Here is a 24,344-nt window from a genome sequence, read left to right as displayed (position 1 = left end):
ATGGACCCGCGCACGGCCCGTTGCGCCTGCGGTCAGTTGCGGATCGACGTGTCCGGCGCGCCGGTGCGCGTATCCGTCTGCCATTGCCTGGACTGCCAGCGTCGCACCGGCAGCGCGTTCGGCGTGCAGGCACGGTTCCCGGCTGCGGCCACGCAGGTGCACGGCACGCACGGCGAATACATACGTATCGGCGACAGCGGCGGTCGCATGCGCGCATCGTTCTGCCCGCAGTGCGGATCGACGGTGTTCTACGTCGTGGACGCGATGCCCGACCTGGTCGCGATTCCGGTCGGCGCGTTCGCCGATCCCGCATTTCCCGCGCCGGACGTCTCGTATTACGAAGAACGCATGCACGCCTGGCTGACGCTCGACGACGACATACGCCACGAATACTGACCACCGCACACGGAGCGGCGGCCGGCCCGGGATGCGTCAGCGCTTCTTGCGGACGTAGAGCACCAGCGAGTGCTCTTCGAGGATGTAGCCGTACTGGTCGGCGATCTGCCGCTGCAGTTCCTCGATCTCGGCGCTCTCGAACTCGATGATCTTGCCGCTGTCCACGTCGACCATGTGGTCGTGGTGGCCACCTCGGTCGAGTTCATAGACGGCGTGGCCGCCTTCGAAGTTGTGCTTGAGCACGAGACCGGCGGCCTCGAACTGGGTCAGGACGCGGTAGACGGTGGCCAGGCCGATCTCGTCGCCCTGCTCCAGCAGCTGGCGGTAGATGGCTTCAGCGGTCAGGTGCTGGCGCGGCGTGCGCTGCTCGAGCAACTGCAGGATCCGCATCCGCGGATGGGTGACTTTCAGGCCGGCCTTGCGCAGGTCGAGCGATTCCATGAGTGTCTCCGGACGGGCCGACGAAAAACGGGCCGGCATACCACTGGCGGTTGAACGCCAGCTGCCTGGATCGCGGTTGCGGCGTGGCCCGCAGTGTATCATCGGCCGGTCATTCCAGGCCGTCACCCACGACATGCACAAGCTTCTTCTCGTTCCGGTTCTCGCCCTCGCCATCAGTGGTTGCGGCCTGCTGTACAAGCAGCCGATCTACCAGGGCAACCTGATCGACGGCGCTGCGGTCGAGCAGCTGCAGGTCGGCATGGGCAAGGCGCAGGTCGAGGCGCTGCTGGGCACGCCGTCGATCGCCGACCCCTTCCACCACCAGCGTTGGGACTACACCGCCTCGCAGCGCGTGGACCGTCGTGGCCGGACCGAAGTGAAGAACTTCACCCTGTTCTTCGAGAACGACCAGCTCGCACGCTGGGAAGGCGAGTACTTCCCGAAGCGCGACGAGGAACTGGCGGCCGAGATGCGCAAGTTCGGCAACCTGCCGCGCGAGAAGGGCAACCAGCGCCGCTGAGCGGTCGCTGGCCCGCAGGCTCAGCCTTCGCCGCGACTCGCCGCCGCGCGTCGTCGACGCGCATCCTTCGGATCGGCCTGCAGCGCTTCGAGCAATTCCAGCCGATCGCCGTCTCGCAGCAGCGTCGCAAGCTGCACCCGCACTCCGAACACCGCATAGCCGGCGACCGCATCCAGCGCGGTCGGTGCGGTCCGGCGCATGACGTCGATCGCATCGGCGACGGTCGTCGCGTCTTCCAGATGCAGCGTCCAGTCATCGTGGTGCCCGGGCCGGGCCCGGACCACGCGTACCGCTTTCACGCAGCGGTCTCGTGTTCGGCCACCCGTACGAAATCGTCGACCATGCGGTCGGCGAGGCCTTTGAACCCGAGCGTGAGCGCGGGCAGCATCAAGCGGCTCTTGGGCTCGAATTCGAGCAGCAGCGTAACCTTGCAGGCGCCGTCGCCGAGCGTCCGGAAGGTCCAGCGGCCGTGCAGCGACTTGAATGGACCGTCGCGCAGCTGCATGTCGATGGTGTCGGGCGGCGACAACGTATTCTCGGTCGTGAACCAGGTGCGCAGTGCACCGAGGCCCAGATCCAGACGCGCGACCATGCGCGATTGGGTCGCCTCTTGGATCTCCGCGGCATCGCACCAGGCGAAGCGGCGGGGATAGGCGGCGACATCGTTGACCAGCGCGTACATGCGCTCGGCGGGCTGCCCGACGAGGGCACTACGTTCGATCTTGGGCATGACTCGCCTGGGGGACCTGCTTCAGGGACAATGGACGGATGAGCAAGAAGAGCGGCAAGGACAAGGATAAGGCAAACAGCACGGGCACCATCGCGCTGAACAAGCGCGCGCGCCACGAGTACTACTTCGAAGACCGCTTCGAAGCGGGCCTGGCGTTGCAGGGCTGGGAGCTGAAGGCGATCCGCGCGGGCCGCGCGATCATCGGCGAGAGCTACGCGATGGTGCTGCACAACGAGCTGTTCCTGATCGGCGCGCAGATCACGCCGCTCAGCCAGGCCTCGTCGCACGTGATCGCCGATCCGCATCGCACGCGCAAGCTGCTGTTGCACCGGCGCGAGATCGACACGCTGATCGGCCGCGTACAACGCGACGGCTACACCGTGGTGCCCACCGCGCTGTATTGGAAGGGCAACAAGGTCAAGGCCGAGGTGGTGCTGGCAAAGGGCAAGCAGAGCCACGACAAGCGCGACGTCGCGCGGGATCGCGACTGGGCGCGCGACAAGCAGCGCGCGATGCGGGCGCACAACAAGAACGCCTGATCCCTCGAAGTCGCGCGCATGACGACGCGCGACTGATCAGCGTCGCTGCGCGACCGACGCCAGCGTGAAGCGGAACGTCGCACCGCCATCGGGTCGTCCGGTGGCGTCGATCGTGCCGCCATGGCGCTCGACAATGCGCCGCACCGAGGCCAGACCCACGCCATGGCCCTTGAACTCGTCGTCGCGATGCAGACGCTGGAACGGGCGGAACAGCTTGCCGGCGTAATCGGCATTGAACCCTGCCCCGTTATCGGCGACGTAGAACACGCCACCCGGCTCGACGCCGAACTCGATCGTCGCGCGTGCGGTGTTCGCGGTGAACTTCCAGGCGTTGCCCAGCAGGTTCTCGAGCAGGTTGCGCACCAGCGCGGGATCGCCGTCGGCCTGCAGGCCCGGCGCGATGCGCACCGCGACCTCGCGGTCGGGTTCGGTCTGCCGCAGTTCCGACAGCACATCACCCGCCATGCGCGTGAGGTCGAGCGGCGCACGCTTGAACTCGCCGCGGCTGATCCGCGACATCCTCAGCAGTGCATCGATCAGCTCATCCATGCGCGAAGCCGCGTTGCGCACGCGCGCCAGGTAATCCTGCCCCTGTGCATCGATGATCGCGTGGTAGCGCTCGGCGAGGATGCGGCCGAACCCGTCGATGCTGCGCAGCGGCGCACGCAGGTCGTGCGAGACGATGTAGGCGAAGGATTCGAGCTCGTGATTGGCCTGGGTGAGTTCGCGCGTGCGCTGTTCGACGCGTGACTCCAGCGTCCGGTTGAGCGCATGCACCTGCGCCTCCGCACGCAGGCGCTCGGTCACGTCGTCGACCTGCACCAGCCGCGCGACGTCGCTGCCGTCGTCGCCGGGCATGAGGGTCGAGGCCAGATGCACCTCGCGGATGTCGCCATCGTGGCGTCGCAGCCTGCGCGTGCTGCGATGTACGCCTTCGCGCAGGGCCTGCATCTCCTGCGTGCGCGTGACGTCGTCATGCGCATCCGCGAAGGAGCTCCCCATCAGCGTGCCGTTCAACGTCGCTTGGCTGACGCCGGCGATCTCGGCCATCGCCGGATTGCTTTCGAGAATCACCCCGTTGCGATCGAGCAGCACCATGCCGATCGCCGAGTACTGCATCGCATTGCGGAAACGTTGTTCGCTGCGCCGGTACGAATCGCTGAGCCGGTGCGCGAGCGTCTCGGCGCGGGACTGGGTCTGCGCCAGCGTCATCACCACCGCGAACAGCAACAGCGATGCGACCACGCCTGCGATGAGCGTGGCCTGCAGTTCGCGCATGCCGGCGGACGTGAGCGGGCCGACGTGCTGGAAGTCGTAGCGCCAGCTGCGGCCGTAAAGCTGCTGGGTCACGGTGTGCAGCACGCGGGTATCGCCCGACGGGTCGTCGACCCAGCCCTTGGAGGCCAGCAGCGGCGTCTCCGCGCCATTGCTGACGTCGACGATGCGGAACGCCAGATTGCGGTCCACGGCGATCATCGAGCGGTCGATGAACTCCGCGGTGCGGAACGGCGCGTATACCCAGCCCACCAGTGCGTTCTCGCGACCGACCTGCGACACCGGCAGCCGCGCGGTGCGATACACCGCCGCGAACAGCAGTACACCCGCCTGCCCCTCGCGCCCGTACTGGCGCAGGCGCACCGGCGCACTCAACCGCACTTCGCCGCTGTCGCGCGCCGCGTCCATCGCGGCGCGGCGGGTCGGATCGCTGTACTGGTCGTAGCCAATGGCGAGTCGACTTGAGTCGATCTCGGGCTCAAAATAGAGGATCGCGCCGTAATGCGGTCGCACGCCGCGCGGCGTCACCGAGAACAGGCCCTCGCCCGCCGCACGCTGACGCAACTGCAGTTCGGCCAGCGAGCGCGGATCGAGATAGGCCACGTAGCCGATCCCCATCATGCCGGGCAGCTGGCGGCGGATATCCAGACCTTCGACATAGCCGCGCCACTGCCGCGCGGTCGGCGTTTCCACCGCTGCGCTGTGCAGCGCCACGCCGCCCCGGATGCTGAGCTCGTACTGCAGCAGGCGCTGGCGCACGGTTTCGGCCAACTGGTCGGCATCGGCGATGAAACTCGCCTCCGCCAGCCGGCGCTCGCGCTCCCCGGCGCCTCGCGCATACAGCGCCACCATCAACAGCGAGCCCAGCAATACGAGACCGGCGAGCACATGACTCCGGCGCAGCCGCCAGGCGGACTGCACACGTGTGGGCGGGACGGGCGGATGTGGCGTGGACGCGGCCATCACGACAGCATAACGAGCGCACGCGCATCGAACAAAAAAAACCGGGCCCGAAGGCCCGGTTTCTCGACATATGGTGGAGGTGGCGGGAATCGAACCCGCGTCCGAAGGCACTCCATCCCCGGTACTACATGCTTAGCTCACCGTTGGATCTCGCCCTGTGGCAGCACGGTGTGCGAAGCGCACCCCAGGACCAGCCTGCTTTGGTTAAGCCGTGACTGACAGGCAGCCATCACAGCCGGTTCCGTGATAATGACCCTACATCTACGAGCACGGGCACAAGTAGGTTCGGGGCTTACGCCTTAAGCGGCGAGAGCGTAGTTGTCGTCGTTGGCAACTAAAAGTTTGCTACTGGATTAACGAGGAAAGTCGCCCCCTCGGCATGCACCAGGCAATTTCGCAACCCCCGTCGAAGCCTGGGCACCCCCGGGAGTCAGAAGTCGCTCTGACCCGGCCAGTATAGAGCCGATGCGGCGTATCTCAAGCACGGACACGGTGCGGCGCGCTTCCGGTTCACCTGCGCCTTGCGCGCCGTAATCTCTGCATGCAACGCACGTCCGGCGACCCTCGCGATCATGTCATCGGCTATACGTGTGCGTTGTGTCAGACGCGCTGATAGCATGCGCGTCCCCTTGGGGAGTAGCCGGCTTCCGCATCGCGGAAGCGCCTGTATCAACACACTCGATCCGCATGATCGTGGTGCAGGCAACCAGTCCAGGTAGGCGAGACCAGCGGTGCATCGGCGCTACGGAGGTTGGGCGCGCCGGCGTGCCGTGCATCGTCTCCGCCCGACCCGAAGCAGTTCCCGCATGTCCTTTCTATCGATCGTCCTGATCGGCTTCGCCATGTCCACCGATGCATTCGCCGCCGCCATCGGCAAGGGCGCGGCGATGCAACACCCCCGTTTTCCGGAAGCGCTGCGCGCAGGCGCGATCTTCGGCGTCATCGAAGGCGTGACGCCGCTGATCGGCTGGGCGCTCGGCCTTGCGGCGGCCTCCTACGTCACCGCCTGGGATCACTGGATCGCATTCGTGCTGCTCGGCGCGCTCGGCATCCGCATGGTGTTCGCCGGCCTCCGCAAGGATGCGCCCGACGATGCCGAAGGCGACGCACGCCCACACGGGTTCTGGAATCTCGCCGCGACCGGCTTCGCCACCAGCATCGACGCGATGGCGGTCGGCGTGGGCCTCGCCTTTCTCGACGTCAACATCCTACTGGTTGCGACCGTCATCGGCGTCTGCACGCTGGTCATGGTGACGACGGGGATCATGCTCGGCCGCGCACTCGGCGCGATCGTTGGCAAACGCGCGGAAATCGTCGGCGGCCTGATCCTGATCGTCATCGGCAGCGTGATCCTGTACGAGCACCTGTCGGGCAAGGCGGGCGGTATCGGGATCGGCTGACTGCAGCCGATTCACGGTCGCCTGACGCGCACGGACCGATGCTCGCGCCACGCCAGCCAGGCACGGAGCCGAGCATGAAAGTCCGTCGCGTCTACAGCACGCCGTCCCTGCAAGCTGCCGAAACAGCGGTCCGTGCCGCACGTGAAGCGGGTATCGCCGAAGACGACATCTCGCTCATCGCGCGCGGTGATGTCGAGCTCGACGCGATGCCCGAACACCAGAAGGAAGCGCCGACCGATTTCGAGCATGCCGCCGTCCGCGGTGCCGGCATCGGCGGCGCGACGGGTCTGCTGGCAGGACTGGTCGCAGTCGCAGTGCCGCCGCTCGGGCTGACACTCGCCGGTGTCGCGTTGACGACCCTGGGCGGCGCGGCAGTCGGCACCTGGGCATCGTCACTGGTCGGCGCCTCCCTGCCCGATCCGATCCGCCAGAAATTCGAAGGCGAGATCGAAGCAGGTCGCGTGCTGGTGGTGATCGATGGCGCGGGCGACACGCTGGCAGGTGCCGAGGCCGCACTGCGCGACGCGGGCGCGCTGCATTTGCCGTACGGCGACCCGGCTGCGATAAGCTGAGGGCAGCGATCGGCACGGCAGCCAGCTTCGGCGGGCTCTTCGGATCCAGCTATGACTACGCCGTTTCGCACGCAGCGCGCGCGACGTGCTGGCGCGTGTCGTCGACCCAGACGATCGGCGCGACGCCGGGCCGCGAAATCACCACGGCCTGCGTATAGCCGACATCACCGCCGAAGCCATCCTTCGAATTGACCTCCATGCAGACGATCTCGCCGTTCTGCAGGACCCGCTCGTGTCGAAACTCGGCCGTGGCGGGATTGCGCAGATGGTCGAGCACCAGCGCGCGTGCGAGCAGGCGCTTCGTGTTCGTGGGAGAGGCGCCCTGCTCTGCTGACACAGTCCGGCTTTGATCGACGCCTGTAACGGGCGGCTGCGAATTCAGGGTGGGTGGCGATGCGCCCGTCGACGCGGATGACCCGGCCGGCGGGCTGGATGGCGCCGCGACCGGCGATGTATGCGATGCACGCGCGGCATCGTATCCACGGCGCACCTCGTTCCAGGCGACACCTGCTCCGATCGCACCCATCACGGCGATCGCGATCCACACTGATCTTGTGCGCTTCATGTCGCTCCTCCCGAGGTGCAGATTGTCCTGTGCGCATTCCGGCGGCGGCAGAACACAAGCGCCGATTGGCGAAACAGCAGCTACCGTCACCGCGTGGCGGCAACAAACGGAACATGGGAAGAGGCCAGACGGGTCGCGAGATGCAGCTGCAGCAACATCGCGTGTGCAGCGCGGGACGAGATTGGCGGAGAGAGTGGGATTCGAACCCACGGAAGGTTTGACCCTTCGGCGGTTTTCAAGACCGCTGCCTTAAACCACTCGGCCATCTCTCCGATGTGTCCCGCTTCATCACTTGCGCCGCTGACGCGATTACGGCTCGCCGTCAAACGTCGAAGCAAACGCCACGCGTGATCGCGTGGCGTGGCGCGATCACGCCATTGTCGCACGCACCGCGGCGGTGGAGATACGCGGGGGCGGGATGGCGCCGGGCATCGGCTTCTTCTCGCAGTTGCGGCAATCGAGGCTGGAGGCCTCGATCAGCGGCGGCAACTTCTCGGCGAGGAAGTCGATGAAGACGCGCACCGCCGGCAGCAGGCCGCGACGCGAGGCGAACACGGCGTGCGCGATGCCCTGCGGCAGGTGCCAGTCGGGCAGTACGACTTCGAGTTCGCCGTTGCGCACGGCCTCGGCGCACAGGGTTTCGGGCAGCATCGTGATGCCGAGGCCCTGCTTGGCCAGCGCCATCAGCATCGGGAAATCGAAGCCGGCGACGCGCGGCTTGAGCTCCACGCGGCGCGTGGTGCCATCGTTGGCCTGCAGGTCCCAGCGCTGCTTCACCTCGTCCTCGCCCATGCTCATCGTGGTGTGCTGGTCGAGCTCGTCGGGATCCTTCGGGCGGCCCATGCGATCGAGATAACCCGGGCTGGCGACCAGCAGTTCCTGGATCTGGCCAAAGCTGCGCATCACCAGGCTGCCGTCATCGTCGAGCTTGGAACGCACGCGTACCGCGACGTCGAAACCCTCGTTGATGACGTCGACGCGGCGGTTGCTGACGTGCAGCTGCACGCGCACCTGCGGATAGCGCGCGAGGAACTCCGGCAGCATCTGCGGAATCGACTGCTGGGCGATGCTCACGGGCACGCTGACGCGGACGAGTCCGCGCGGCTCGGCGCTGAGGCGGTCGACCACCTCACGCGCGGCGGTCGCCTCGGCGAGCATCGACTGCGCATGGCGGAACACGCTCTGGCCGACATCGGTGACCGCGAAGCGACGCGTGGAACGCTGCAACAGACGCACGCCGAGCTCGGTTTCAAGCTGGCTGATGCGGCGGCTCAGACGCGATTTCGGAATGCCGAGCGCACGTTCGGCAGCCGCGAAGCCACCGTGCTCGACGACCATCGCGAAGTAGTACAGATCGTTGAGATCCTGCATGTGGGGGAACCTCGCTATCAGAACAATCCCCGATATTCCATCACCTTTATTCCAATTTCGCAACAGACAGCGTCTATCGCTGCCATTCGTTCCAGATAGGACGCCGAAGCAGGCGCAGCGGCATCAGTCGATCCGCGACAGGCCGCCCATGTACGGCCGCAGCGCCTCGGGGACCTCGATCGAACCGTCCGCCTGTTGGTAGTTCTCCATCACCGCGATCAGCGTGCGACCGACCGCGAGGCCCGACCCGTTGAGCGTGTGCACGGGTTCCGGCTTACCGGTCTCGGGATTGCGCCAGCGCGCCTGCATGCGCCGCGCTTGGAAGTCGCCGGTGTTCGAGCACGACGAGATTTCCCGATAGGTCTCCTGCGACGGCAGCCAGACTTCGAGATCGTAGGTACGGCGCGCGGCGAAGCCCATGTCGCCGGTGCACAACAGCAGCTTGCGGTACGGCAGGCCGAGCCGTTCGAGCACGGTTTCGGCGCAGCGCGTCATGCGCTCGAGCTCGGTGTCGCTGTCCTCGGGGCGCACGATCGACACCATCTCGACCTTTTCAAACTGGTGCTGGCGGATCATGCCGCGCGTGTCGCGGCCGTGGCTGCCGGCCTCGGAGCGGAAGCACAGCGAATGCGCGCTCATGCGCAGCGGCAGGCGATCGGCCTCGACGATCGTGTCGCGCACGATGTTGGTCAACGGCACTTCGGCGGTCGGAATCAGATACCGCGTCTCGTCGCCGAACAGCGTTGCGAACAGGTCGTCTTCGAACTTCGGCAACTGGCCGGTGCCGCGCATCGTGTCGGCGTTGACGATCAGCGGCACGCTGGTTTCTTCGTAGCCATGCTCGTTGGTGTGCAGATCGAGCATGAACTGCGCAAGTGCGCGATGCAGGCGCGCGAGCTTGCCGCGCAGCACGGTGAAGCGCGCGCCGCTGAGCTTGGCTGCTGTCTCGGCATCGAGCCACCCATGGCGCTCGCCGAGCGCGACGTGGTCGCGGACTTCGAAGTCGAACGTGCGCGGCGTGCCCCAGCGCGAGGCTTCGACGTTGTCGGATTCGTCGCGGCCCACCGGCACGCCGGCATCGGGCAGGTTCGGCACCCCGAGCACGATCGCCTCGATGTCGGCCTGGATCTCGACCAGACGCGCTTCGCTGGCCTTCAATTCATCACCGAACCCCGCAACCTCGGCCAGCAACGGCGCGACGTCCTCGCCCCTGGCCTTGGCCTGGCCGATCGCTTTGCTGCGCGTGTTGCGCAGGTTCTGCAGTTCCTGCGTGCGCACCTGGATCTGCTTGCGTTCGGCTTCCAGCGATTCGATCCGCGACACCGGCAGCTCGAACCCGCGGGTCTCGCGCAGGCGCGCGGCGGTATCGGTGACGTGCTGGCGCAGAAGGCTGGGATCGAGCATGGCGGGGCTTCGGCTTATCGATAACGGAATCCGCATTATCGCCCGGATTCCTGCGGGACGCGCCCGCTGCGTCTGCGCGCCGAACAGTCGGCGCGAAGGCGTGTGCAAGAATGCGGCGCCACGTCGAGGAGCCCGCCATGCCCGCTTCGTCCCCGCCCTTGTCCGTCCGCTTGCGCCGTACGCTGCGCGACGTGATGCCGAGCGGGCGTGCGTGGTGGTTCGTGGCCGGGGGCTGCGTCGCCGGTCTGCTGCTGTTCGCGCTGCTGTGGCTGGCGCGTCCGTCGACGGATGCCGGTGGCGATGGCGAAGACATTCCGGCAGTCGCCGGCGACCGCGCGATGACGCCCCTACCGGCGCCGTTGCCCGCCGCCGGCAGCACCGATCGGGGTTTCGATTACGCCAGTCCGCAGGACACGCGCACGCCGGTACGCATCGATGCGCACGTGCCGCAGACCGCGCCGCCGCCCGCACCTGTCGCAGCGCCTCTGGACCAGGCGCCCGCCCCGCCGGTCACGACCGCGGCCGCCGATCTGCCGAGCAGCGTGCCGCGCCCCGTCTCCACCCAGCAGCCCGAATACCCGCGGGCATCGATGCGGCGTGGCGAGCGTGGGGATGTGCTGTTGCGGGTCCAGGTCGGCGCGGATGGTCGCGTCGAGGGCGTCGACGTCGTCAGCAGCAGCCAGCATCGACGTCTCGATCGCGCGGCCGTCTCCGCAGTGCGTCGCTGGCGATTCGAACCGGCGATGCGAGATGGCCAGCCGGTCGCCGGCGAGCTGCGGATTCCGTTCTCGTTCGCGCCCGAAGGCGGCTGAGCACGGCGCTTTCGCACTGCACATCGCGTCCACATCCTGCGTGGGAAGCTCGCCGCACCCATTCAGGTAAGGAGGTGCGGCCATGAACGACCCGGTGCAGCGTCCCATCGATCCGCCGCCGCAGGAACCGCCGCGCAAGGGTTCCAGCCCGCTCGTGTGGATCCTGTTGCTCGTGGTGCTCGTCGCACTCGGCTGGTATGCGCTGACCCAGCGCGGCACCACCGACACGCCCGAGTTGCCGCCGACGCCGGTCATCGACGACCCGGCCGCGCCGCCCGCCGAACGAGAGCCTGCGACCCGCACCACGCCACGCGCCGACACGACGCCCGCCCGCCCCGCCGATCGCGAAGCCCGCCCGGTCGCGCAGCCGGAAATCCCGTACCCGCCGGCCGCCGCGCGCAGCCGCGAAGAAGGGTCGCTGATCCTGCTGGTGCAGGTGGACGCGAACGGCAACGCCACGGACGTGACCGTCGAGAAGCGCAGCGGTTCACGCGACCTCGATCGCGCCGCGCAGCAGGCGGTGCGCGACTGGAAGTTCGAACCGGCGATCAAGGGCGGCAAGCCCACCGCGAGCGCGGTCCGCGTGCCGATCGAGTTCACGCTGCAGGACGCAGGCTGATCACGCAGTCCGATACGCGCTGAAAACGCAACGCCCGCATCTTCCGGATGCGGGCGTTGTTCTTTGGACGATTCGGAACCTGAGGAAGCGCGCGTGCGCGCGACTGGTGACTCTGCGCCGCCCATCGCGCGCAAGCGCGCTCCCACAGAAGCCCTGCTCGATTCGGGCGTCAGCCGCTGCGCAGCGAGAAGCCGACAGTCTGCGCCAGCTCCAGGAACCCCGGAAACGAGGTCGCGACATTCGCGGTGTCGCCGATGACGACCTCGCCGCGCGAGCGCTGACCGGCGATCGCGAACGACATCGCGATGCGGTGGTCGCCATGGCTGTCGACGCGACCGCCACCGACGCCATCCGCGCGGCCGGTGATCGTCGCGCCATCTGGCGCTTCCTCGATCTCGACGTCGAGCGCGCGCAGGCCTGCGGCCATTGTCGCGATGCGGTCCGACTCCTTGACCCGCAGTTCGTGCGCGCCGGTCACCCGTGTCACGCCCGAGGCACAGGCCGCGGCAATGAACAGCGCCGGGAATTCGTCGATCATGTCCGGCACGTGCGCCTCAGGCACGTCGATGCCGTGCAGCGGTGCATGACGCACGCGCAGATCGGCCACCGGCTCGCCACCCTCCTCGCCCGCTCCGGATTCGACGATGTCCGCGCCCATCAGGCGCAGTACGTGCAGCAGGCCGGTACGCCGCGGATTCATGCCGACACGGCGCAGCAGCAGATCGGAACCGGGGACGATCGACGCGGCGACGAGGAAGAACGCGGCCGACGAGAAGTCCGCCGGTACGCGTACGTCCGTTGCATGCAGGCGATGCCCGCCGCTGAGGCGCGCGATGCCCGGCGCGAACTCGATCGGCCAGCCGAACGCGGCGAGCATGCGCTCGGTGTAATCGCGGGTCGGCCGAGGTTCGTGCACGACGGTGTCGCCGTCGGCGTAGAGACCCGCCAGCAGCAGGCAGGATTTCACCTGCGCGCTGGCGAGCACGTTGTCGAATTTGATGCCGGTCAGCGGCGTGCCGCCGTGCACGTGCAGCGGCGGCACGCCGCCGTCGCCGGTGTCGATGCGCGCGCCCATCTGCGCCAGCGGCTCGGTAACGCGGCGCATCGGGCGCTTCGACAGCGAGGCATCACCGACCAGCGTGCTGTCGAAGGCCTGGCCCGCGAGCAGACCGGCGATCAGACGCATGCCGGTGCCCGCGTTGCCACAGTCGAGCGGACCTTCAGCCGCGCGCAGGCCGTCGATGCCGACGCCGTGGACGACGCGCATACCCGGCGCCGGCGTGTCGATCGCGACACCCAGGCTGCGGAAGATCGCTTCGGTCGCGCGCGCGTCCTCGCCTTCGAGAAAACCTTCGATGCGCGACGTGCCGTCGGCGAGTGCGGCCAGCATGATCGCGCGATGCGAGACCGATTTGTCGCCCGGCACCCGCACTTCACCACGCAGCGGCGCACCCGGCGCCGCGATCCACGACGCCTCGCTCACGGCACGGCGACCGGGTAGGAACCGAGTACGCGGACCTCGCCGGCGAACGCGTCGATCTCGCCCAGCGCGTCCTTGAGCGGCGATTCGTCGACGTGGCCGTTGACCTCGATGAAGAACGCGTACTGCCACAGCGCACCATGCGCGGGGCGCGATTCGATGCGGTTCATGCTGATGTCACGACGCGCCAGTGGCTCGAGAATGCGGTACAGCGCGCCCGGCTGGTCGCGGATGAAGACCATCAGCGACGTGCGGTCGTTGCCCGAGGTCGGGAACGCGCCGCGGCCGATCACCAGAAAGCGCGTGGTGTTGTCGCTGCGATCCTCGATCGGACCGGCGAGTACCTGCATGCCGTAGACGTGCGCGGCGTTCTCGCCGGCGATCGCCGCCGCGTCGTCGGATTTCTTCGCCCGCCGCACGGCCTCTGCATTGCTGACCACCGCGTGCTTTTCGACGCCCGGCAGGTTCTCGCGCAGCCACTGCTTGCACTGCGCCAGCGACAGGCCGTGCGAATACACGCGCTCGATGTCCTCGATGCGACCGGTGCGCGACAGCAGGTACTGGTGCACGCGCAGTTCCACTTCGCCGCAGATCTTCAGCGGCGAGGTCAGGAACATGTCGAGCGTCGACTGGATCGTGCCCTGCCCCGAATTCTCGACCGGCACCACGCCGAAATCGGCATTGCCGGCAGCGACCTCGTCGAACACTTCCTCGATGCTGGCCAGCGGCAGGCCCTTGGCCGAATGGCCGAACTGCTTGTGCACGGCCTGCTGCGAGAACGTGCCTTCAGGCCCGAGGTAGCCGATCTTCAGCGGTTCCTGCTGGGCGAGGCACGCGGACATGATCTCGCGGAACAGGCGCACGAGTTCGGTATCCGACAGCGGCCCGTCGTTGCGGTCCACGACACGGCGCAGCACCTGCGCTTCGCGCTCGGGCCGGTAATAGTCGACTGCGGCGGCGAGCTTGCCCTTCGCCTTGCCGACCTGGCGCGCGAACTGCGCGCGCTCGGCGATCAGCGTCTGGATCTGGCGGTCGATGCCGTCGATCTGCGCGCGTACCGCATCGAGATCGGGCTTGGCGACACCTGCGGTGGCGGCGGCCTTCACCGCGTCCACCTTCGCAGCCGCCGGCTTCTTCGCCTGTGCGGCCACCGGGGTCTTCTTCTTCGAATCAGCCATGGGTCTTCTGGAAATCCTGCATGTAGGCAACGAGGCTGCGGACGCCGTCGACCGGCATCGCGTTGTAGATGGACGCGCGCATGCCGCCGAGCACGCGGTGGCCCTTGAGACCGATCAGGCCGGCCTCGCGCGCGCCGTCGAGGAACGCGGCATTGCGGGCTTCGTCGGCGAGGAAGAACGGCACGTTCATGCGCGAGCGCACGGCCGCATCGATGTCGTTGCGATAGAAGCCGCCCGAGCCGTCGATCGCGCCGTAGAGCAGCGCCGCCTTCTCGTCGCTGCGGCGGTTGAACTCCACCGTGCCGCCTTCGTCGATCATCCAACGGAATACGAGACCGGCCACGTACCAGTTCCAGGTCGGCGGCGTGTTGAGCATCGAGTCGTTGGCGAGCTGCGAGCCGTAATTGAAGATGTCGGCGCGTGGCATCCCGGCGCGCTCGAGCAGGTCGCGGCGCACGATGACGACCGAGATGCCGACGGGCCCGAGATTCTTCTGCGCGCCGGCGTAGATCACGCCGTAACGCGAGATGTCGATCGGCTCGGACGCGATGCTGGAACTGAAATCGGCGAACAACGGCACGTCACCGGTGTCGGGCGCGGTTTCGCCCCAGGCCGGCCGGTACTCGACGCCGTGGATGGTCTCGTTCGCGGTGATGTGCACATAGGCCGCGCCCGGCGTCAGCCGCCAGGTATCGCGCGCAGGAATCTTGCGGTACCCGTCGCCCTCGCCGCTCGCGGCGATGTTCACCGACACCGCCGGGGTGAGCTGCTTGAGCGCGGTCTTGCCCCAGTGGCCGGTGACGACGTAATCGACCGTGTCGCCCTGGTTCGCGAAGTTCAGCGGCAGCAGCGCCTGGGCCGTCGTCGCGCCGCCCGGGAGGAACAGCACGGCGTAGTCATCGGGTACACCCAGCAGCGTGCGAAGATCGGATTCGGCGCGTGTGGCGACCTCCATGAACTCCGGTCCGCGGTGGCTCATCTCGACGATCGACGCGCCGGCATCGCCCCACTCCAGCATGTCCGCCTGCGCCTGTTTCAGCACGCTTTCAGGCAGGGCCGCTGGTCCCGGGGCAAAGTTGTACGCACGCGCCATTGAACACTCCACGGAACGGATTTCGGGGCCGGCAAGTATGCCGCAGCGCAACAGTTTGACGTGCATCCGATGGTTGCGCTGGCAACGTATGTCACTGGTCCACAGCAGGCGCGCCGCGCCGAGGAGTCCCACATGTCATTGCGCGATGCGTTGCGGATCCGGGCGTCCGAAGTCACCGACGAGGCCGTCTATCGCGACCGGCGACGCCTGCTGGCCCTGATGGCAGCGGCGCCCGCGCTCACCCTCGCGGGGTGCGCCGAAGCCGAGCCGCCGCCGGCCTCCACCACGCGTGTCACCCCCGCGCAGGCGCGCAGCGGGTTCCGCACCGACGAGCCGCTGACGCGCTTCGAGGACATCACCAGCTACAACAACTTCTACGAGTTCGGCACCGGCAAGGGCGATCCGTCGCGCGCGGCCAAGACGCTGCGCACCTCGCCGTGGACGGTCGAGGTCGGCGGCGAGTGCGCCAAGCCCGGGCGCGTGTCGTTCGAGGACCTGCTGGGCGGCGTGGCCAACGAGGAGCGTATCTACCGGCTGCGCTGCGTCGAGGGCTGGTCGATGGTGATTCCGTGGAGCGGCGTGCCGCTGGCCTCGGTGCTGCGCAAGTTCGAACCCAATGCCAACGCGAAGTACGTCGCGTTCACCACGCTGGCCGATCGCGAGCAGATGCCCGGCCTGCGGTTCCGCTCTATCAACTGGCCCTACCGCGAAGGCTTGCGCATCGACGAGGCCATGCACCCGCTGGCCTTCCTCGCCACCGGCCTCTACGGCGAGACGCTGCCGCAGCAGAACGGCGCGCCGTTGCGGCTGGTCGTGCCGTGGAAGTACGGTTTCAAGAGCATCAAGTCGATCGTCGGCATCCGCTTCGTCGAACGCATGCCCAGCACCGCGTGGAACGATCTGCAGCCGTCGGAATACGGCTTCTTCAGCAACGTCAATCCGGCGGTCGACCATCCGCGCTGGAGCCAGAAGACCGAGCGGCGTATCGCCGGCAGCGGCAACCGCCTGCTCGCCAACCGTATCGACACGCGGCCGTTCAATGGCTACGCCGACCAGGTGGCGTCGCTTTACTCGGGCATGGATCTGCGCAAGTGGTACTGAAGGCCGCACCGGCGGTTCGCCCGGCCCGACCGGCGACACCGCCGGCGATCATCGCCGCCAAGACGCTGGTGCATCTGATCTGTCTGGCGCCGCTGGCGTGGCTGGGCTGGCGCGTGTGGCAGGTACTGGGCGGCGCGAACGTTGACGTACTCGGCGCCGAGCCGGTGGTCGCGATCGAACACGAGCTCGGGATCGGCGCGCTGCGTCTGCTGCTGATCACGCTGGCGATCACGCCCCTGCGTCAGATCACCGGCTGGACGGCGGCGCTTCGGTTCCGGCGCATGCTCGGCCTGTATGCGTTCGTCTACGCCAGCCTGCACTTCGGCGTGTGGCTGGCGCTGGATCTGGTCGGCGATCTGTCGCAGGTCGCGACTGAGATCGCGCGGCGCCCGTTCATCACCGTGGGCTTCCTCGCGTGGCTGCTGCTGGTGCCCCTCGCGGTGACGTCGACCAAGGGCTGGATGCGGCGCCTAGGTCGCAAGTGGGGGCAGCTGCACAAGGCGATCTATCCGATCGCCGCGCTCGCCGTGCTGCATTTCTGGTGGATCGTGAAATCGGACTGGCGCGAGCCTGCGCTGTACGCGGGCATTCTCGCGGTGCTGCTGGGCTGGCGGGTGTGGAAGGCGGTGCAGAAGCGGCGCTTGGCTAGCGCTGACGGCGCCCGCGTCGCAACGCCCAGACGATGACACCGACCACGAAGACCGGCACCGCCAGTACGCCGAGGATGATCAGCCAGTGCCAGATGCTGAAACTGCCCATGCCGGTCCTCCGTGTTCCAGGAATCAGGCCGCGCCGAACAGCAGCAGTGCGCTGAGCAGGCCCGCCAGCACCACTGCCGCCAGCAACAGCCACGGCAGCGGCAGTCCGCCGCCACGCCGCTGCGGTGAATCGTCCACGAGCGCCTGCGGTTCGGGGGCACGGTCGTAACCGGCGCTGTGGCCGGCGCGCGCGGGCGCTTCGACGACGAAACGATGGTGCGCGTCGAAGACGACCTGGTCACCGGCCTGCAGCACCGCGTCGCGCGTCGGTTCGCCATTGACCACGCTGCCGTCGGCGGAACCCAGATCGGTCAACCGCACGAAGCCACCGACGCGTTCCAGGCGCGCATGGCGATCGGAGAACCCCGGTTCGTCGATGCGGATGTCGGCTTCGGCATGACGGCCGACCAGACGCGGCCGGTCGAGCGTGAAACTGCGGCCGTGATAGCGACCACCGACACCGCGCAGCACGATGCGGGGATCGGCATCGCCGCCGCCCGCATCGTCGGAATCGTGCGCCGGCGCGATCGCCGAGACAGGCGCTGTCGACACCAGCCGCAGCTCGTGGCCGTCGACGAAGATCGCGTCACCCGTCCGCAGCATCGCCATGCGCCGCACCTGGCGGCCGTTGACGTGCACGCCCTGCACGCCCTCGCTGACCGTGAGCCACACGCCGCGCCGATCGACGCAGAAGCGCACGCTCGGCTCGCCGCCGTCGGCCACCGGCGCCAGTGCGCCGGCGCGCCCACGGCCGATGCCGTGCACGCCGATGTCGAGCGGCAGTTCGGGTTCGTCGGGTGTGGGGAATCGCAGCTTGAGCGCAGTCATGCGGCGGCAATCTAGCACGAGGCTGCGCGGCTGCACGCGCCGTCACTTGGTCACGGCGCCCCAGCGAAGCACAATGCGCGTCCACGACAACCCGCGGAGCCTCGCATGGCTGGTATCGACATCACCCATCCCCACTCGCTGTCGCCGGCCAAGGCCCGCACCGCGGTCGAAGCGGTCGCCAAGAAGCTCTCCGAGCGCTTCGACATGAAGTACGGCTGGGACGGCGACACGCTGAACTTCAGCCGCTCGGGCGTCGACGGCGCGATCGCGCTGCTGCCGCAGAGCCTGCACGTGACCGCGAAGCTCGGATTCCTGCTGTCGGCGATGCAGGGCCCGATCGAGGCCGAGATCCGCCGGGTGCTGTCCGAGAAGTTCTGAGCTAGTCGTCGAGCGCGTACGGCGCGAGGTGTCCGGCGAACAGACGCCGCGACACCTCGCCTTCGTCGCGCTCGATCTCGGCGACGAACGCGTCCGGATCGCCCAGCGCCTCGAACGCGCCGTAGCCGCGTTCCAGAAAGCCCTGCAGTTCGGTGAGTCCCGCGAGCCGGGCCGGGCCGCGCGAGAACGCCAGCAGCGCGGACACGCCGCGCATCTTCAAGGCCTTGCCGAAGCCGCGGCCCACGCGGCCGATCAACCGCACCTGACGCTTGCGCAGCCCCGCGCGGCCGACGTCCCGGTAGGCCTCGGCGTAGAGCGCATCGTCGAGCTTGCGGCGCCGCGGCGCCAAGCGTTGCAGGGCCTCGACCATGTGCAGATCCAGCGCCTGGCTCAACGCGCCGAGTTCGATCGCATCGGCCACCGTCTCCAGCAGGCGCGCAGGCAGCAACCGGCGCATCGTCGGCAGGATGCGGGCGATGTCGGCATCGCGCCGGGTGAAGTCGCGATCGCCGTAAACGTCGCCGAGGAAAAAGGTGGCGGCCGGTGCGCGCGTCGGGTCTTCGAGGAAATGCGCGAAGCTCACGCGCAGGCGCGCGGCCTGCCAGCGCCGCAGTTCGGCCAGCCAGTGCGAGCGGGCGCGCGGATCGTAATCCGGATCATGCAGGGCCTGGTGCCACGCCAGCCGTCGCGCGAGGCGGGCGGAAATGTCGGATGCCGTCATCGGCGCATCTTCGACGCTGGCGGCGTCTGGAGCAATCCTTCAACACCGGCTGGCTAGACTCGGTCGGACCCTCCTGCAGGCCTCGCCATGCTGTCGTTGCATCCCGCCCGGCACCGTCGCACCCGCGCCTCGACCCGCGCGCCGAAGATCGGCCTGGCCATCGCCGGCGGCGGCCCGATCGGCGGCATGTACGAACTCGGCGCGCTGCGTGCGCTCGACGAGGCGCTCGACGGTCTCGACCTGACCCGGCTCGACAGCTACGTGGGCATCAGCAGCGGCGCGTTTCTCGCTGCGGGCCTGGCCAACCGGCTCGATGTCGAGGAGATGTGCCGCGCCTTCATCACCGGCGACAGCGACGATCTGGAATTCCGCGCCGAAGACTTCCTGCGTCCGGCCTTCGGCGAGTACGCGCGCCGCATCGCCGGCCTGCCGCGCCTGGCGATGGACTGGAGCCGCGGCCTGCTGCCCGGCGCCACGCGCGCTGCGCTGTTCGGCGGCGCGGTGCCGACCGGTGTGTTCGACAACCGCGGCGTCGAGCGTTTCCTCGCCGAGGTGTTCTCGCGTCGCGGCCGCAGCAACGATTTCCGCGCGCTCGACGCGGCGTTGCATGTGGTCGCGGTCGATCTCGACAGCGGCGAAGCTGCGCTGTTCGGCAGCGGCGATCTGGCAGCGGTACCGATCTCGCGCGCCGTGCAGGCCAGCGCCGCCCTGCCCGGCCTGTATCCGCCGGTGCGCATCGGCGGCCGCGACTACGTCGATGGCGCACTGCGCCGCACGATGCATGCGTCCGTGCTGCTGGAGCGCGACATCGATCTGATGCTGGGGCTCAACCCGCTGGTGCCCTACACCGATCGCCCGGCGGGTACTGCGCGGCGCAAGCGCCGCAGCCGGCCGTTGACCGATGGCGGCCTGCCGGCGGTGCTGTCGCAGACCTTCCGCACCCTGCTGCAATCGCGCATGCAGGTTGGGCTGGCGAAGTACGCGCAGCAGTATCCGGATGTCGACCAACTGGTGTTCGAGCCCGGCGACGGCGCCTCGGAACTGTTCTTTCTCAACGCCTTCAGCTTCTCCACGCGCCATCGCGTGTGCGCACTCGGGTACCGGCAGACGCTGGACGACCTGCGCAACCGCGCGGCCGAACTCGAACCGGTCCTCGGCGCGCACGGCATCGGACTGCGCCCGGAGATCCTCGCCGACGTCGACCGCACCTTGCTCGACGGCCTGCCGCCGCGGCGTACGCGACGCACCGAAACCACCGCACGCCTGCACCGCGCGCTCGACGATGTCGAACGCCTGATCGACATGCCACCGCGCTGAGCGCTGGTGCGAAACCTCCAGATCGCCGCATGAGGCTGCGATCGTCCTGTCCACCACGTCCGGAGACACCGATGGCCACGTTCAAGAAGACCGCGAAGAAAGCCACCAAGAAGTCCGCCCCGCGCTCCAGGCCCGCCAAGGGCGATGCCGCCAGCGGCGAAGCACTGTCGAAGTCGATCAGCGAATCCGCGCAGCAGATCTGGCTGGCCGGTGTCGGCGCGTTCGGCCGCGCACAGGCCGAAGGTACCCGCCTGTTCGATGGCCTGATGAAGGAAGGCGCGGGTCTGGAGAAGACCGCGCGCGCCTACGCGAATACGCGTGCGGGCACCGTACGCAACGCGGTGGAGACCGGGGTGGGCCAGACCCGCGATCGCGCGGCCGACACCTGGGATCGTCTCGAAAAGGTGTTCGAGGACCGCGTGCAGCGTGCGCTGGTCAAGCTCGGCGTGCCGGGCCGTGACGATGTGCAGTCGCTCAGCAGGCGCGTCGATGCGTTGACCGCGGCGCTGCAGGCCAGAAAGTCGGCGCCGGCGCGCAAGGCGACACAGGCTGCCGCGAAGACAGCGCCCGCCAAGAAGGCTACTGCGAAGAAGGCGGCACCGCGCAAGGCGGCCACGAAGACGGCGAAGACGCCGGCCAAGCGCGCGACGAAGAAGGCTGCGAACGCGGGCTGATCGTTCGGTAGTGTGCCTCGGGGAGCGGCGGTGCTTGTCGGCTGACCGGTTGCCCCAGCTCTGATGGTGTGCCCCCATCCAACCCTCCCCCGCTTGCGGGGGAGGGCTTCGAGCGACGGTCCGCGCCGATCTGACGCGGAACGGGCGTCGCGCTCGGGTATCCTGCCGCCCTGCAAGCGGACACGGACACCGGCATGACCACGCAGTGGATCGCCGCAATCGGAGTGGCGATCGCCATCGGATGTGCGGCCTCGTTCTATTTCCTGACCTTCCAGCGTCGTCGCGACGAAGCCGCGGCGGGCATCGTCGCGCTCTCGGCGATCTCCTGGCGGGGCTTCATCGGCATGGTGCTGCAGGCGTTGCGCCGTCGCGGCTACGTGCAGGTGGTGGATCTGGAAGACGTGTCCGGTGACCGCGACTACATGCTCGAACGCGAAGGCGCGCGCTGGCTGCTGTCGTGCAAGCACGCCTCGACCTACGTACTGGGCCGCAACGCGGTGCAGGCACTGTCGAGCGAAGTGCTGCTCAAGAGTGCCGCCGGCGGCCTGCTGGTGACGCAGGGCAAGATCGACGCTGAGGCGCGCGGCGCGGCCGGCAAGCAACGCATCGAACTGCTCGACGGGGCCACTCTGTGGCCGGAACTGCGCGATCTGATGCCGGCCGGCGAACTCGACGCGATCCGCGCCAAGACCGGCGCCGTCGCCCGCCAACGCGTGCTGCTCGGCTGGCTGTTCGCGCTGCTGGGCGGCGTGGCGGTATTCCTGGCCATGCCCGACGACGCGCCTGCTGCGAACGCGGCCGCTGCGACGCCATACGCCGACACCGCACCCGCCGCGCCGGTCCGCATCGAAGCGCCGCCGCATGCGCCGATCGAAACCCAGCGCAGCGATCTGTCACGCGCGCTCGGCACCCTGCCGGATGTCGACCGTGCGATCTGGGCCACCGGTTCGACGTTGCAGATCTTCGTCGCCCGCGTGGACGATCAGGCCAGCGTCGACGCGATCTGCGCCCTGGTGCTGCGCCATCCCGACCTGACCTCGTCGCGCCTGCAGCTCACGCCGCCAGCCGACAGCGGGCAGCAGACCCGCTTCCTACAGTGCCGGAGCTTCTGAAGCGCCGGCACTGCCTGCGGCGTTACCAGTGCACGCCGCGCATCATCGCGGCGAACGCGATCTGTTCCTGGCTCGGCGTTTCGTCGCGCAGCGCCGAACGGTCGCCCTTCGAGGCGGCCGAATCCGGGAACAGTTCGAACGCGGTGCTCATGACGATCTCGTAGGCCTTCGGCGCGACCGCGTTGACCAGCGCCGCGAACACGCCCAGACGCGTCGTGATGCGACTGGGCTTTTCGATGATCGCCTTGACCAGCAATCCCGCCGCCTCGTCGGGCGTGAGCGTCGGCACGCTGTCGTACATCTTGGTCGGCGCGATCATCGGCGTGGCGACCAGCGGCATGTTGATCGTCGTGAAGCTGATGCCCTTGCCCGACAGTTCGCCCTGTGCGCAGCGGCTGAACGCATCCAGCGCCGCCTTCGACGCGACGTACGCCGAAAAACGCGGCGAATTCGCCAGCACGCCTATGGAACTGATGTTGATGATGTGGCCCTTGCGGCGCTTGGTCATCGACGGCATGAACCCCATGATCAGGCGCAGGCTGCCGAAGTAGTTGAGCTGCATCGTCCGCTCGAAATCGTGGAAACGGTCGTAGCTCAGCTCGATCGAACGCCGGATCGAACGGCCGGCGTTGTTGATCAGGATGTCGACATGGCCGTGCTCGGTCAGCACCTGCTGCACGAGCCGGTCGCAGTCGGCGAGATCCGCCAGATCCGCGGTGTAGGCGAATACCTTGCCACCGGCCGCTTTCATCGCATCGCGCGCGGCGAACAGCTCGTCCTCGCGACGCGCGACGATCACCGTCACCGCGCCGGCTTCGGCCACGCGTTGCGCGGTCGCCAGACCGATGCCGGACGAGCCACCCGTGATCACCACGACCTTGTTGCGCACCTTGCCCTTGAGCGTGCGGTCGATGAAGAGATCCGGATCGAGGTGCCGCTCCCAGTAATCCCACAGGCGCCAGGCGTAGTCCTCGAGCTTCGGCACTTCGATGCCGCTGCCACGCAGTGCGCGTTCGGCCTCGCGGTTGTCGAAACGCGTGGGATAGGTGATGAACTTCATCACCTGCTTCGGGATGCGGAAATCGCGCAGCAGCATGCCGACGAAGCGACGCACCGGCGGCAACGCGCCCACCGCGCCGCGGATCGACGGCGGCACGAACGCGAACATCCGCGCGTCGAGACGCATCGTCATTTCCGGCGCGTGGCCGGCGCGACAGAACAGATTCAGCACCTCGCCCACGCGCAGCGGTTCGGGATCGGTGAGGTGGAAGGTGTGGCCGTCGAGCCGTGGCTTGTGCGCGATGTGATCCATCGCATCGGCGACGAAATCCACCGGCACGATGTTGATGCGCCCGCCCTCGATGCCGAGCATCGGCATCCACGGCGGAAACACGTCGCGCAGCTTCTTGATCAGGGTGAAGAAGTAGTACGGCCCGTCGATCTTGTCGATCGCGCCGGTCTGCGAATGGCCGACCACCATCGCCGGCCGGTAGATGCGCCACTTGATCCGTGTCTCGCGCCGCACGAGTCCTTCCGACTCGTGCTTGGTGCGCAGATAGGGATCGTCGAGGCCTTCGGCCTCGGCGTACATGTCCTCGCGGAAGATGCCCGGGTACAGGCCGGCGGCCGCGATCGAACTCGTGTGGTGGAAACACCCCGCCTCGAGCGCGGCCGCGAGATCGAGCGCGTGCTGGGTGCCGTCGATGTTGGCGGTGCGCTGCGCCTCGAGCGATGCGGCCAGGTCGTACAGCGCGGCGAGATGGAAGAAATGCTTCACCTTGCCCTTGAGTGCCCGCAGCTGCGCGGTGGACACCCCGCAACGTTCGGCGGTCATGTCGCCTTCGACCACGACGAAGCGCTTGGCGTCCCAGCCGAGATCACGCGCGAGTGCGTCGAATTTTTTGCGCGAGTCCTTGCGGATCAGCACGTGGATCGTGCCCTTGCGCTTGAGCAGGTTGCCCACGAGGTGACGCCCGATGAAGCCGGTCGCACCGGTCACGAAGTAAGCCATCGCATCCCTCCACGCCGCCACGGTGCCGGGCGCCGTTCCCGTGGCTACGGTGCCAGAGCCGACGACGGCCCACAATCGACCGCGGT

General features: G+C 68.0%; 26 protein-coding genes, 1 tRNA gene, 1 other RNA gene and 1 riboswitch. Of the genes, 13 read left to right on the top strand and 15 right to left on the bottom strand.

What is annotated here, in order from left to right; all coding sequences use genetic code 11:
- Positions 1 to 396, top strand: a complete 396-nt coding sequence (locus V3391_RS04360) for a GFA family protein (protein WP_332077183.1) — start codon at positions 1 to 3, stop codon at positions 394 to 396.
- A gap of 36 nt (positions 397 to 432) precedes the next feature.
- Here V3391_RS04360 and fur read toward each other — a convergent pair whose 3' ends face one another.
- Positions 433 to 837: a ferric iron uptake transcriptional regulator gene (gene fur / locus V3391_RS04355; protein WP_232115395.1), complete on the bottom strand. Its 405-nt coding sequence runs from the start codon at positions 835 to 837 to the stop codon at positions 433 to 435.
- 133 nt (positions 838 to 970) lie between these two features.
- On the opposite strand from fur, the gene V3391_RS04350 reads away from it, so the two are divergent.
- A complete protein-coding gene (locus V3391_RS04350; protein ID WP_332077182.1) occupies positions 971 to 1,357 on the top strand; it encodes an outer membrane protein assembly factor BamE in 387 nt (128 codons plus the stop codon).
- A gap of 20 nt (positions 1,358 to 1,377) precedes the next feature.
- Here V3391_RS04350 and V3391_RS04345 read toward each other — a convergent pair whose 3' ends face one another.
- Positions 1,378 to 1,656: an RnfH family protein gene (locus V3391_RS04345; RefSeq protein ID WP_332077181.1), complete on the bottom strand. Its 279-nt coding sequence runs from the start codon at positions 1,654 to 1,656 to the stop codon at positions 1,378 to 1,380.
- Entirely contained in the window at positions 1,653 to 2,087 is a 435-nt protein-coding gene (locus V3391_RS04340) for a type II toxin-antitoxin system RatA family toxin (protein WP_332077179.1), read from the bottom strand. Before V3391_RS04340 ends, V3391_RS04345 begins: the two co-directional genes overlap by 4 nt.
- A 38-nt stretch (positions 2,088 to 2,125) precedes the next feature.
- Between V3391_RS04340 and smpB the strand changes: the two genes are divergently transcribed.
- On the top strand, positions 2,126 to 2,626 hold the full coding sequence (gene smpB, locus V3391_RS04335) for an SsrA-binding protein SmpB (protein ID WP_159681861.1): 501 nt from the start codon (positions 2,126 to 2,128) through the stop codon (positions 2,624 to 2,626).
- 36 nt (positions 2,627 to 2,662) lie between these two features.
- Here smpB and V3391_RS04330 read toward each other — a convergent pair whose 3' ends face one another.
- Both V3391_RS04330 and ssrA read right to left on the bottom strand, forming a co-directional pair.
- Positions 2,663 to 4,822 carry a CHASE domain-containing protein gene (locus V3391_RS04330; protein WP_332077178.1) on the bottom strand — a complete coding sequence of 720 codons (2,160 nt, stop codon included), beginning with the start codon at positions 4,820 to 4,822 and terminating at the stop codon, positions 2,663 to 2,665.
- Positions 4,823 to 4,935: 113 nt separating this feature from the next.
- Positions 4,936 to 5,289: a transfer-messenger RNA gene (gene ssrA / locus V3391_RS04325) on the bottom strand.
- 200 nt (positions 5,290 to 5,489) lie between these two features.
- A riboswitch (yybP-ykoY riboswitch) is annotated at positions 5,490 to 5,654 on the top strand.
- 16 nt (positions 5,655 to 5,670) lie between these two features.
- Here ssrA and mntP point away from each other — a divergent pair.
- Together mntP and V3391_RS04315 are read left to right on the top strand one after the other, a co-directional pair.
- On the top strand, positions 5,671 to 6,264 hold the full coding sequence (gene mntP / locus V3391_RS04320) for a manganese efflux pump MntP (RefSeq protein ID WP_332077177.1): 594 nt from the start codon (positions 5,671 to 5,673) through the stop codon (positions 6,262 to 6,264).
- A gap of 74 nt (positions 6,265 to 6,338) precedes the next feature.
- A complete protein-coding gene (locus tag V3391_RS04315; RefSeq protein WP_332077176.1) occupies positions 6,339 to 6,836 on the top strand; it encodes a hypothetical protein in 498 nt (165 codons plus the stop codon).
- Between the two features lie 55 nt (positions 6,837 to 6,891).
- On the opposite strand, the gene V3391_RS04310 is transcribed toward V3391_RS04315, so the two are convergent.
- The 4 genes from V3391_RS04310 to serS all read right to left on the bottom strand — a co-directional run bounded on the left by V3391_RS04310 (position 6,892) and on the right by serS (position 10,176).
- Positions 6,892 to 7,401: a hypothetical protein gene (locus tag V3391_RS04310; RefSeq protein WP_332077175.1), complete on the bottom strand. Its 510-nt coding sequence runs from the start codon at positions 7,399 to 7,401 to the stop codon at positions 6,892 to 6,894.
- Between the two features lie 182 nt (positions 7,402 to 7,583).
- A tRNA-Ser gene (locus V3391_RS04305) sits at positions 7,584 to 7,673 on the bottom strand.
- Between the two features lie 97 nt (positions 7,674 to 7,770).
- A complete protein-coding gene (locus V3391_RS04300) occupies positions 7,771 to 8,772 on the bottom strand; it encodes a LysR family transcriptional regulator (RefSeq protein WP_232135567.1) in 1,002 nt (333 codons plus the stop codon).
- A gap of 123 nt (positions 8,773 to 8,895) precedes the next feature.
- Positions 8,896 to 10,176 carry a serine--tRNA ligase gene (serS, locus tag V3391_RS04295; protein ID WP_332077174.1) on the bottom strand — a complete coding sequence of 427 codons (1,281 nt, stop codon included), beginning with the start codon at positions 10,174 to 10,176 and terminating at the stop codon, positions 8,896 to 8,898.
- A 137-nt stretch (positions 10,177 to 10,313) separates the two neighbouring features.
- Between serS and V3391_RS04290 the strand changes: the two genes are divergently transcribed.
- Both V3391_RS04290 and V3391_RS04285 read left to right on the top strand, forming a co-directional pair.
- The gene (locus V3391_RS04290; RefSeq protein ID WP_332077173.1) at positions 10,314 to 10,988 is read left to right on the top strand and encodes an energy transducer TonB; all 675 of its coding nucleotides are present in this window, start codon (positions 10,314 to 10,316) and stop codon (positions 10,986 to 10,988) included.
- A gap of 82 nt (positions 10,989 to 11,070) precedes the next feature.
- Positions 11,071 to 11,607, top strand: a complete 537-nt coding sequence (locus V3391_RS04285; RefSeq protein ID WP_332077172.1) for an energy transducer TonB — start codon at positions 11,071 to 11,073, stop codon at positions 11,605 to 11,607.
- Positions 11,608 to 11,776: 169 nt separating this feature from the next.
- On the opposite strand, the gene aroA is transcribed toward V3391_RS04285, so the two are convergent.
- From aroA to serC, 3 genes are read right to left on the bottom strand one after another with little or no spacing between them, the layout of a single operon-like run.
- Positions 11,777 to 13,090 carry a 3-phosphoshikimate 1-carboxyvinyltransferase gene (aroA, locus tag V3391_RS04280; protein ID WP_332077170.1) on the bottom strand — a complete coding sequence of 438 codons (1,314 nt, stop codon included), beginning with the start codon at positions 13,088 to 13,090 and terminating at the stop codon, positions 11,777 to 11,779.
- Complete coding sequence (gene pheA / locus V3391_RS04275) at positions 13,087 to 14,265, bottom strand: prephenate dehydratase (RefSeq protein ID WP_332077168.1); 1,179 nt, start codon at positions 14,263 to 14,265, stop codon at positions 13,087 to 13,089. The genes aroA and pheA overlap by 4 nt, the downstream gene beginning before the upstream one ends.
- The gene (gene serC, locus V3391_RS04270; protein WP_332077166.1) at positions 14,258 to 15,358 is read right to left on the bottom strand and encodes a phosphoserine transaminase; all 1,101 of its coding nucleotides are present in this window, start codon (positions 15,356 to 15,358) and stop codon (positions 14,258 to 14,260) included. Before serC ends, pheA begins: the two co-directional genes overlap by 8 nt.
- Positions 15,359 to 15,490: 132 nt before the next feature.
- Between serC and msrP the strand changes: the two genes are divergently transcribed.
- Together msrP and V3391_RS04260 are read left to right on the top strand one after the other, a co-directional pair.
- Positions 15,491 to 16,459, top strand: a complete 969-nt coding sequence (gene msrP / locus V3391_RS04265) for a protein-methionine-sulfoxide reductase catalytic subunit MsrP (protein WP_332077164.1) — start codon at positions 15,491 to 15,493, stop codon at positions 16,457 to 16,459.
- Complete coding sequence (locus V3391_RS04260; RefSeq protein WP_332077704.1) at positions 16,456 to 17,145, top strand: protein-methionine-sulfoxide reductase heme-binding subunit MsrQ; 690 nt, start codon at positions 16,456 to 16,458, stop codon at positions 17,143 to 17,145. Before msrP ends, V3391_RS04260 begins: the two co-directional genes overlap by 4 nt.
- Positions 17,146 to 17,241: 96 nt before the next feature.
- Here the strand turns inward: V3391_RS04260 and V3391_RS04255 are convergent, their stop codons facing one another.
- The gene (locus V3391_RS04255) at positions 17,242 to 18,045 is read right to left on the bottom strand and encodes an FHA domain-containing protein (protein ID WP_332077163.1); all 804 of its coding nucleotides are present in this window, start codon (positions 18,043 to 18,045) and stop codon (positions 17,242 to 17,244) included.
- Positions 18,046 to 18,150: 105 nt separating this feature from the next.
- On the opposite strand from V3391_RS04255, the gene V3391_RS04250 reads away from it, so the two are divergent.
- Entirely contained in the window at positions 18,151 to 18,423 is a 273-nt protein-coding gene (locus tag V3391_RS04250) for a polyhydroxyalkanoic acid system family protein (RefSeq protein ID WP_332077161.1), read from the top strand.
- Position 18,424: 1 nt separating this feature from the next.
- On the opposite strand, the gene V3391_RS04245 is transcribed toward V3391_RS04250, so the two are convergent.
- Complete coding sequence (locus V3391_RS04245) at positions 18,425 to 19,144, bottom strand: DUF8198 family protein (RefSeq protein ID WP_332077160.1); 720 nt, start codon at positions 19,142 to 19,144, stop codon at positions 18,425 to 18,427.
- Positions 19,145 to 19,231: 87 nt separating this feature from the next.
- On the opposite strand from V3391_RS04245, the gene V3391_RS04240 reads away from it, so the two are divergent.
- The 3 genes from V3391_RS04240 (at position 19,232) to V3391_RS04230 (ending at position 22,247) form a co-directional block, all read left to right on the top strand.
- Positions 19,232 to 20,461 (top strand): patatin-like phospholipase family protein, encoded by a 1,230-nt coding sequence (locus V3391_RS04240; RefSeq protein WP_332077159.1) that lies wholly within the window; start codon positions 19,232 to 19,234, stop codon positions 20,459 to 20,461.
- A gap of 71 nt (positions 20,462 to 20,532) precedes the next feature.
- On the top strand, positions 20,533 to 21,135 hold the full coding sequence (locus tag V3391_RS04235) for a phasin family protein (RefSeq protein ID WP_332077158.1): 603 nt from the start codon (positions 20,533 to 20,535) through the stop codon (positions 21,133 to 21,135).
- 194 nt (positions 21,136 to 21,329) lie between these two features.
- Positions 21,330 to 22,247, top strand: a complete 918-nt coding sequence (locus V3391_RS04230; protein WP_332077157.1) for a restriction endonuclease — start codon at positions 21,330 to 21,332, stop codon at positions 22,245 to 22,247.
- 22 nt (positions 22,248 to 22,269) lie between these two features.
- Here the strand turns inward: V3391_RS04230 and V3391_RS04225 are convergent, their stop codons facing one another.
- Positions 22,270 to 24,258 (bottom strand): SDR family oxidoreductase, encoded by a 1,989-nt coding sequence (locus tag V3391_RS04225; protein WP_332077156.1) that lies wholly within the window; start codon positions 24,256 to 24,258, stop codon positions 22,270 to 22,272.
- Positions 24,259 to 24,344 lie beyond the last annotated feature (86 nt).

Origin of the sequence: Luteimonas flava, assembly GCF_036584485.1 — a bacterium.
In the GTDB taxonomy this organism is placed as follows: Bacteria; Pseudomonadota; Gammaproteobacteria; order Xanthomonadales; family Xanthomonadaceae; genus Luteimonas; species Luteimonas flava.
The sequence above is the reverse complement of the archived record's forward strand: the minus strand, read 5'-3'. Positions and strand labels throughout refer to the sequence as shown.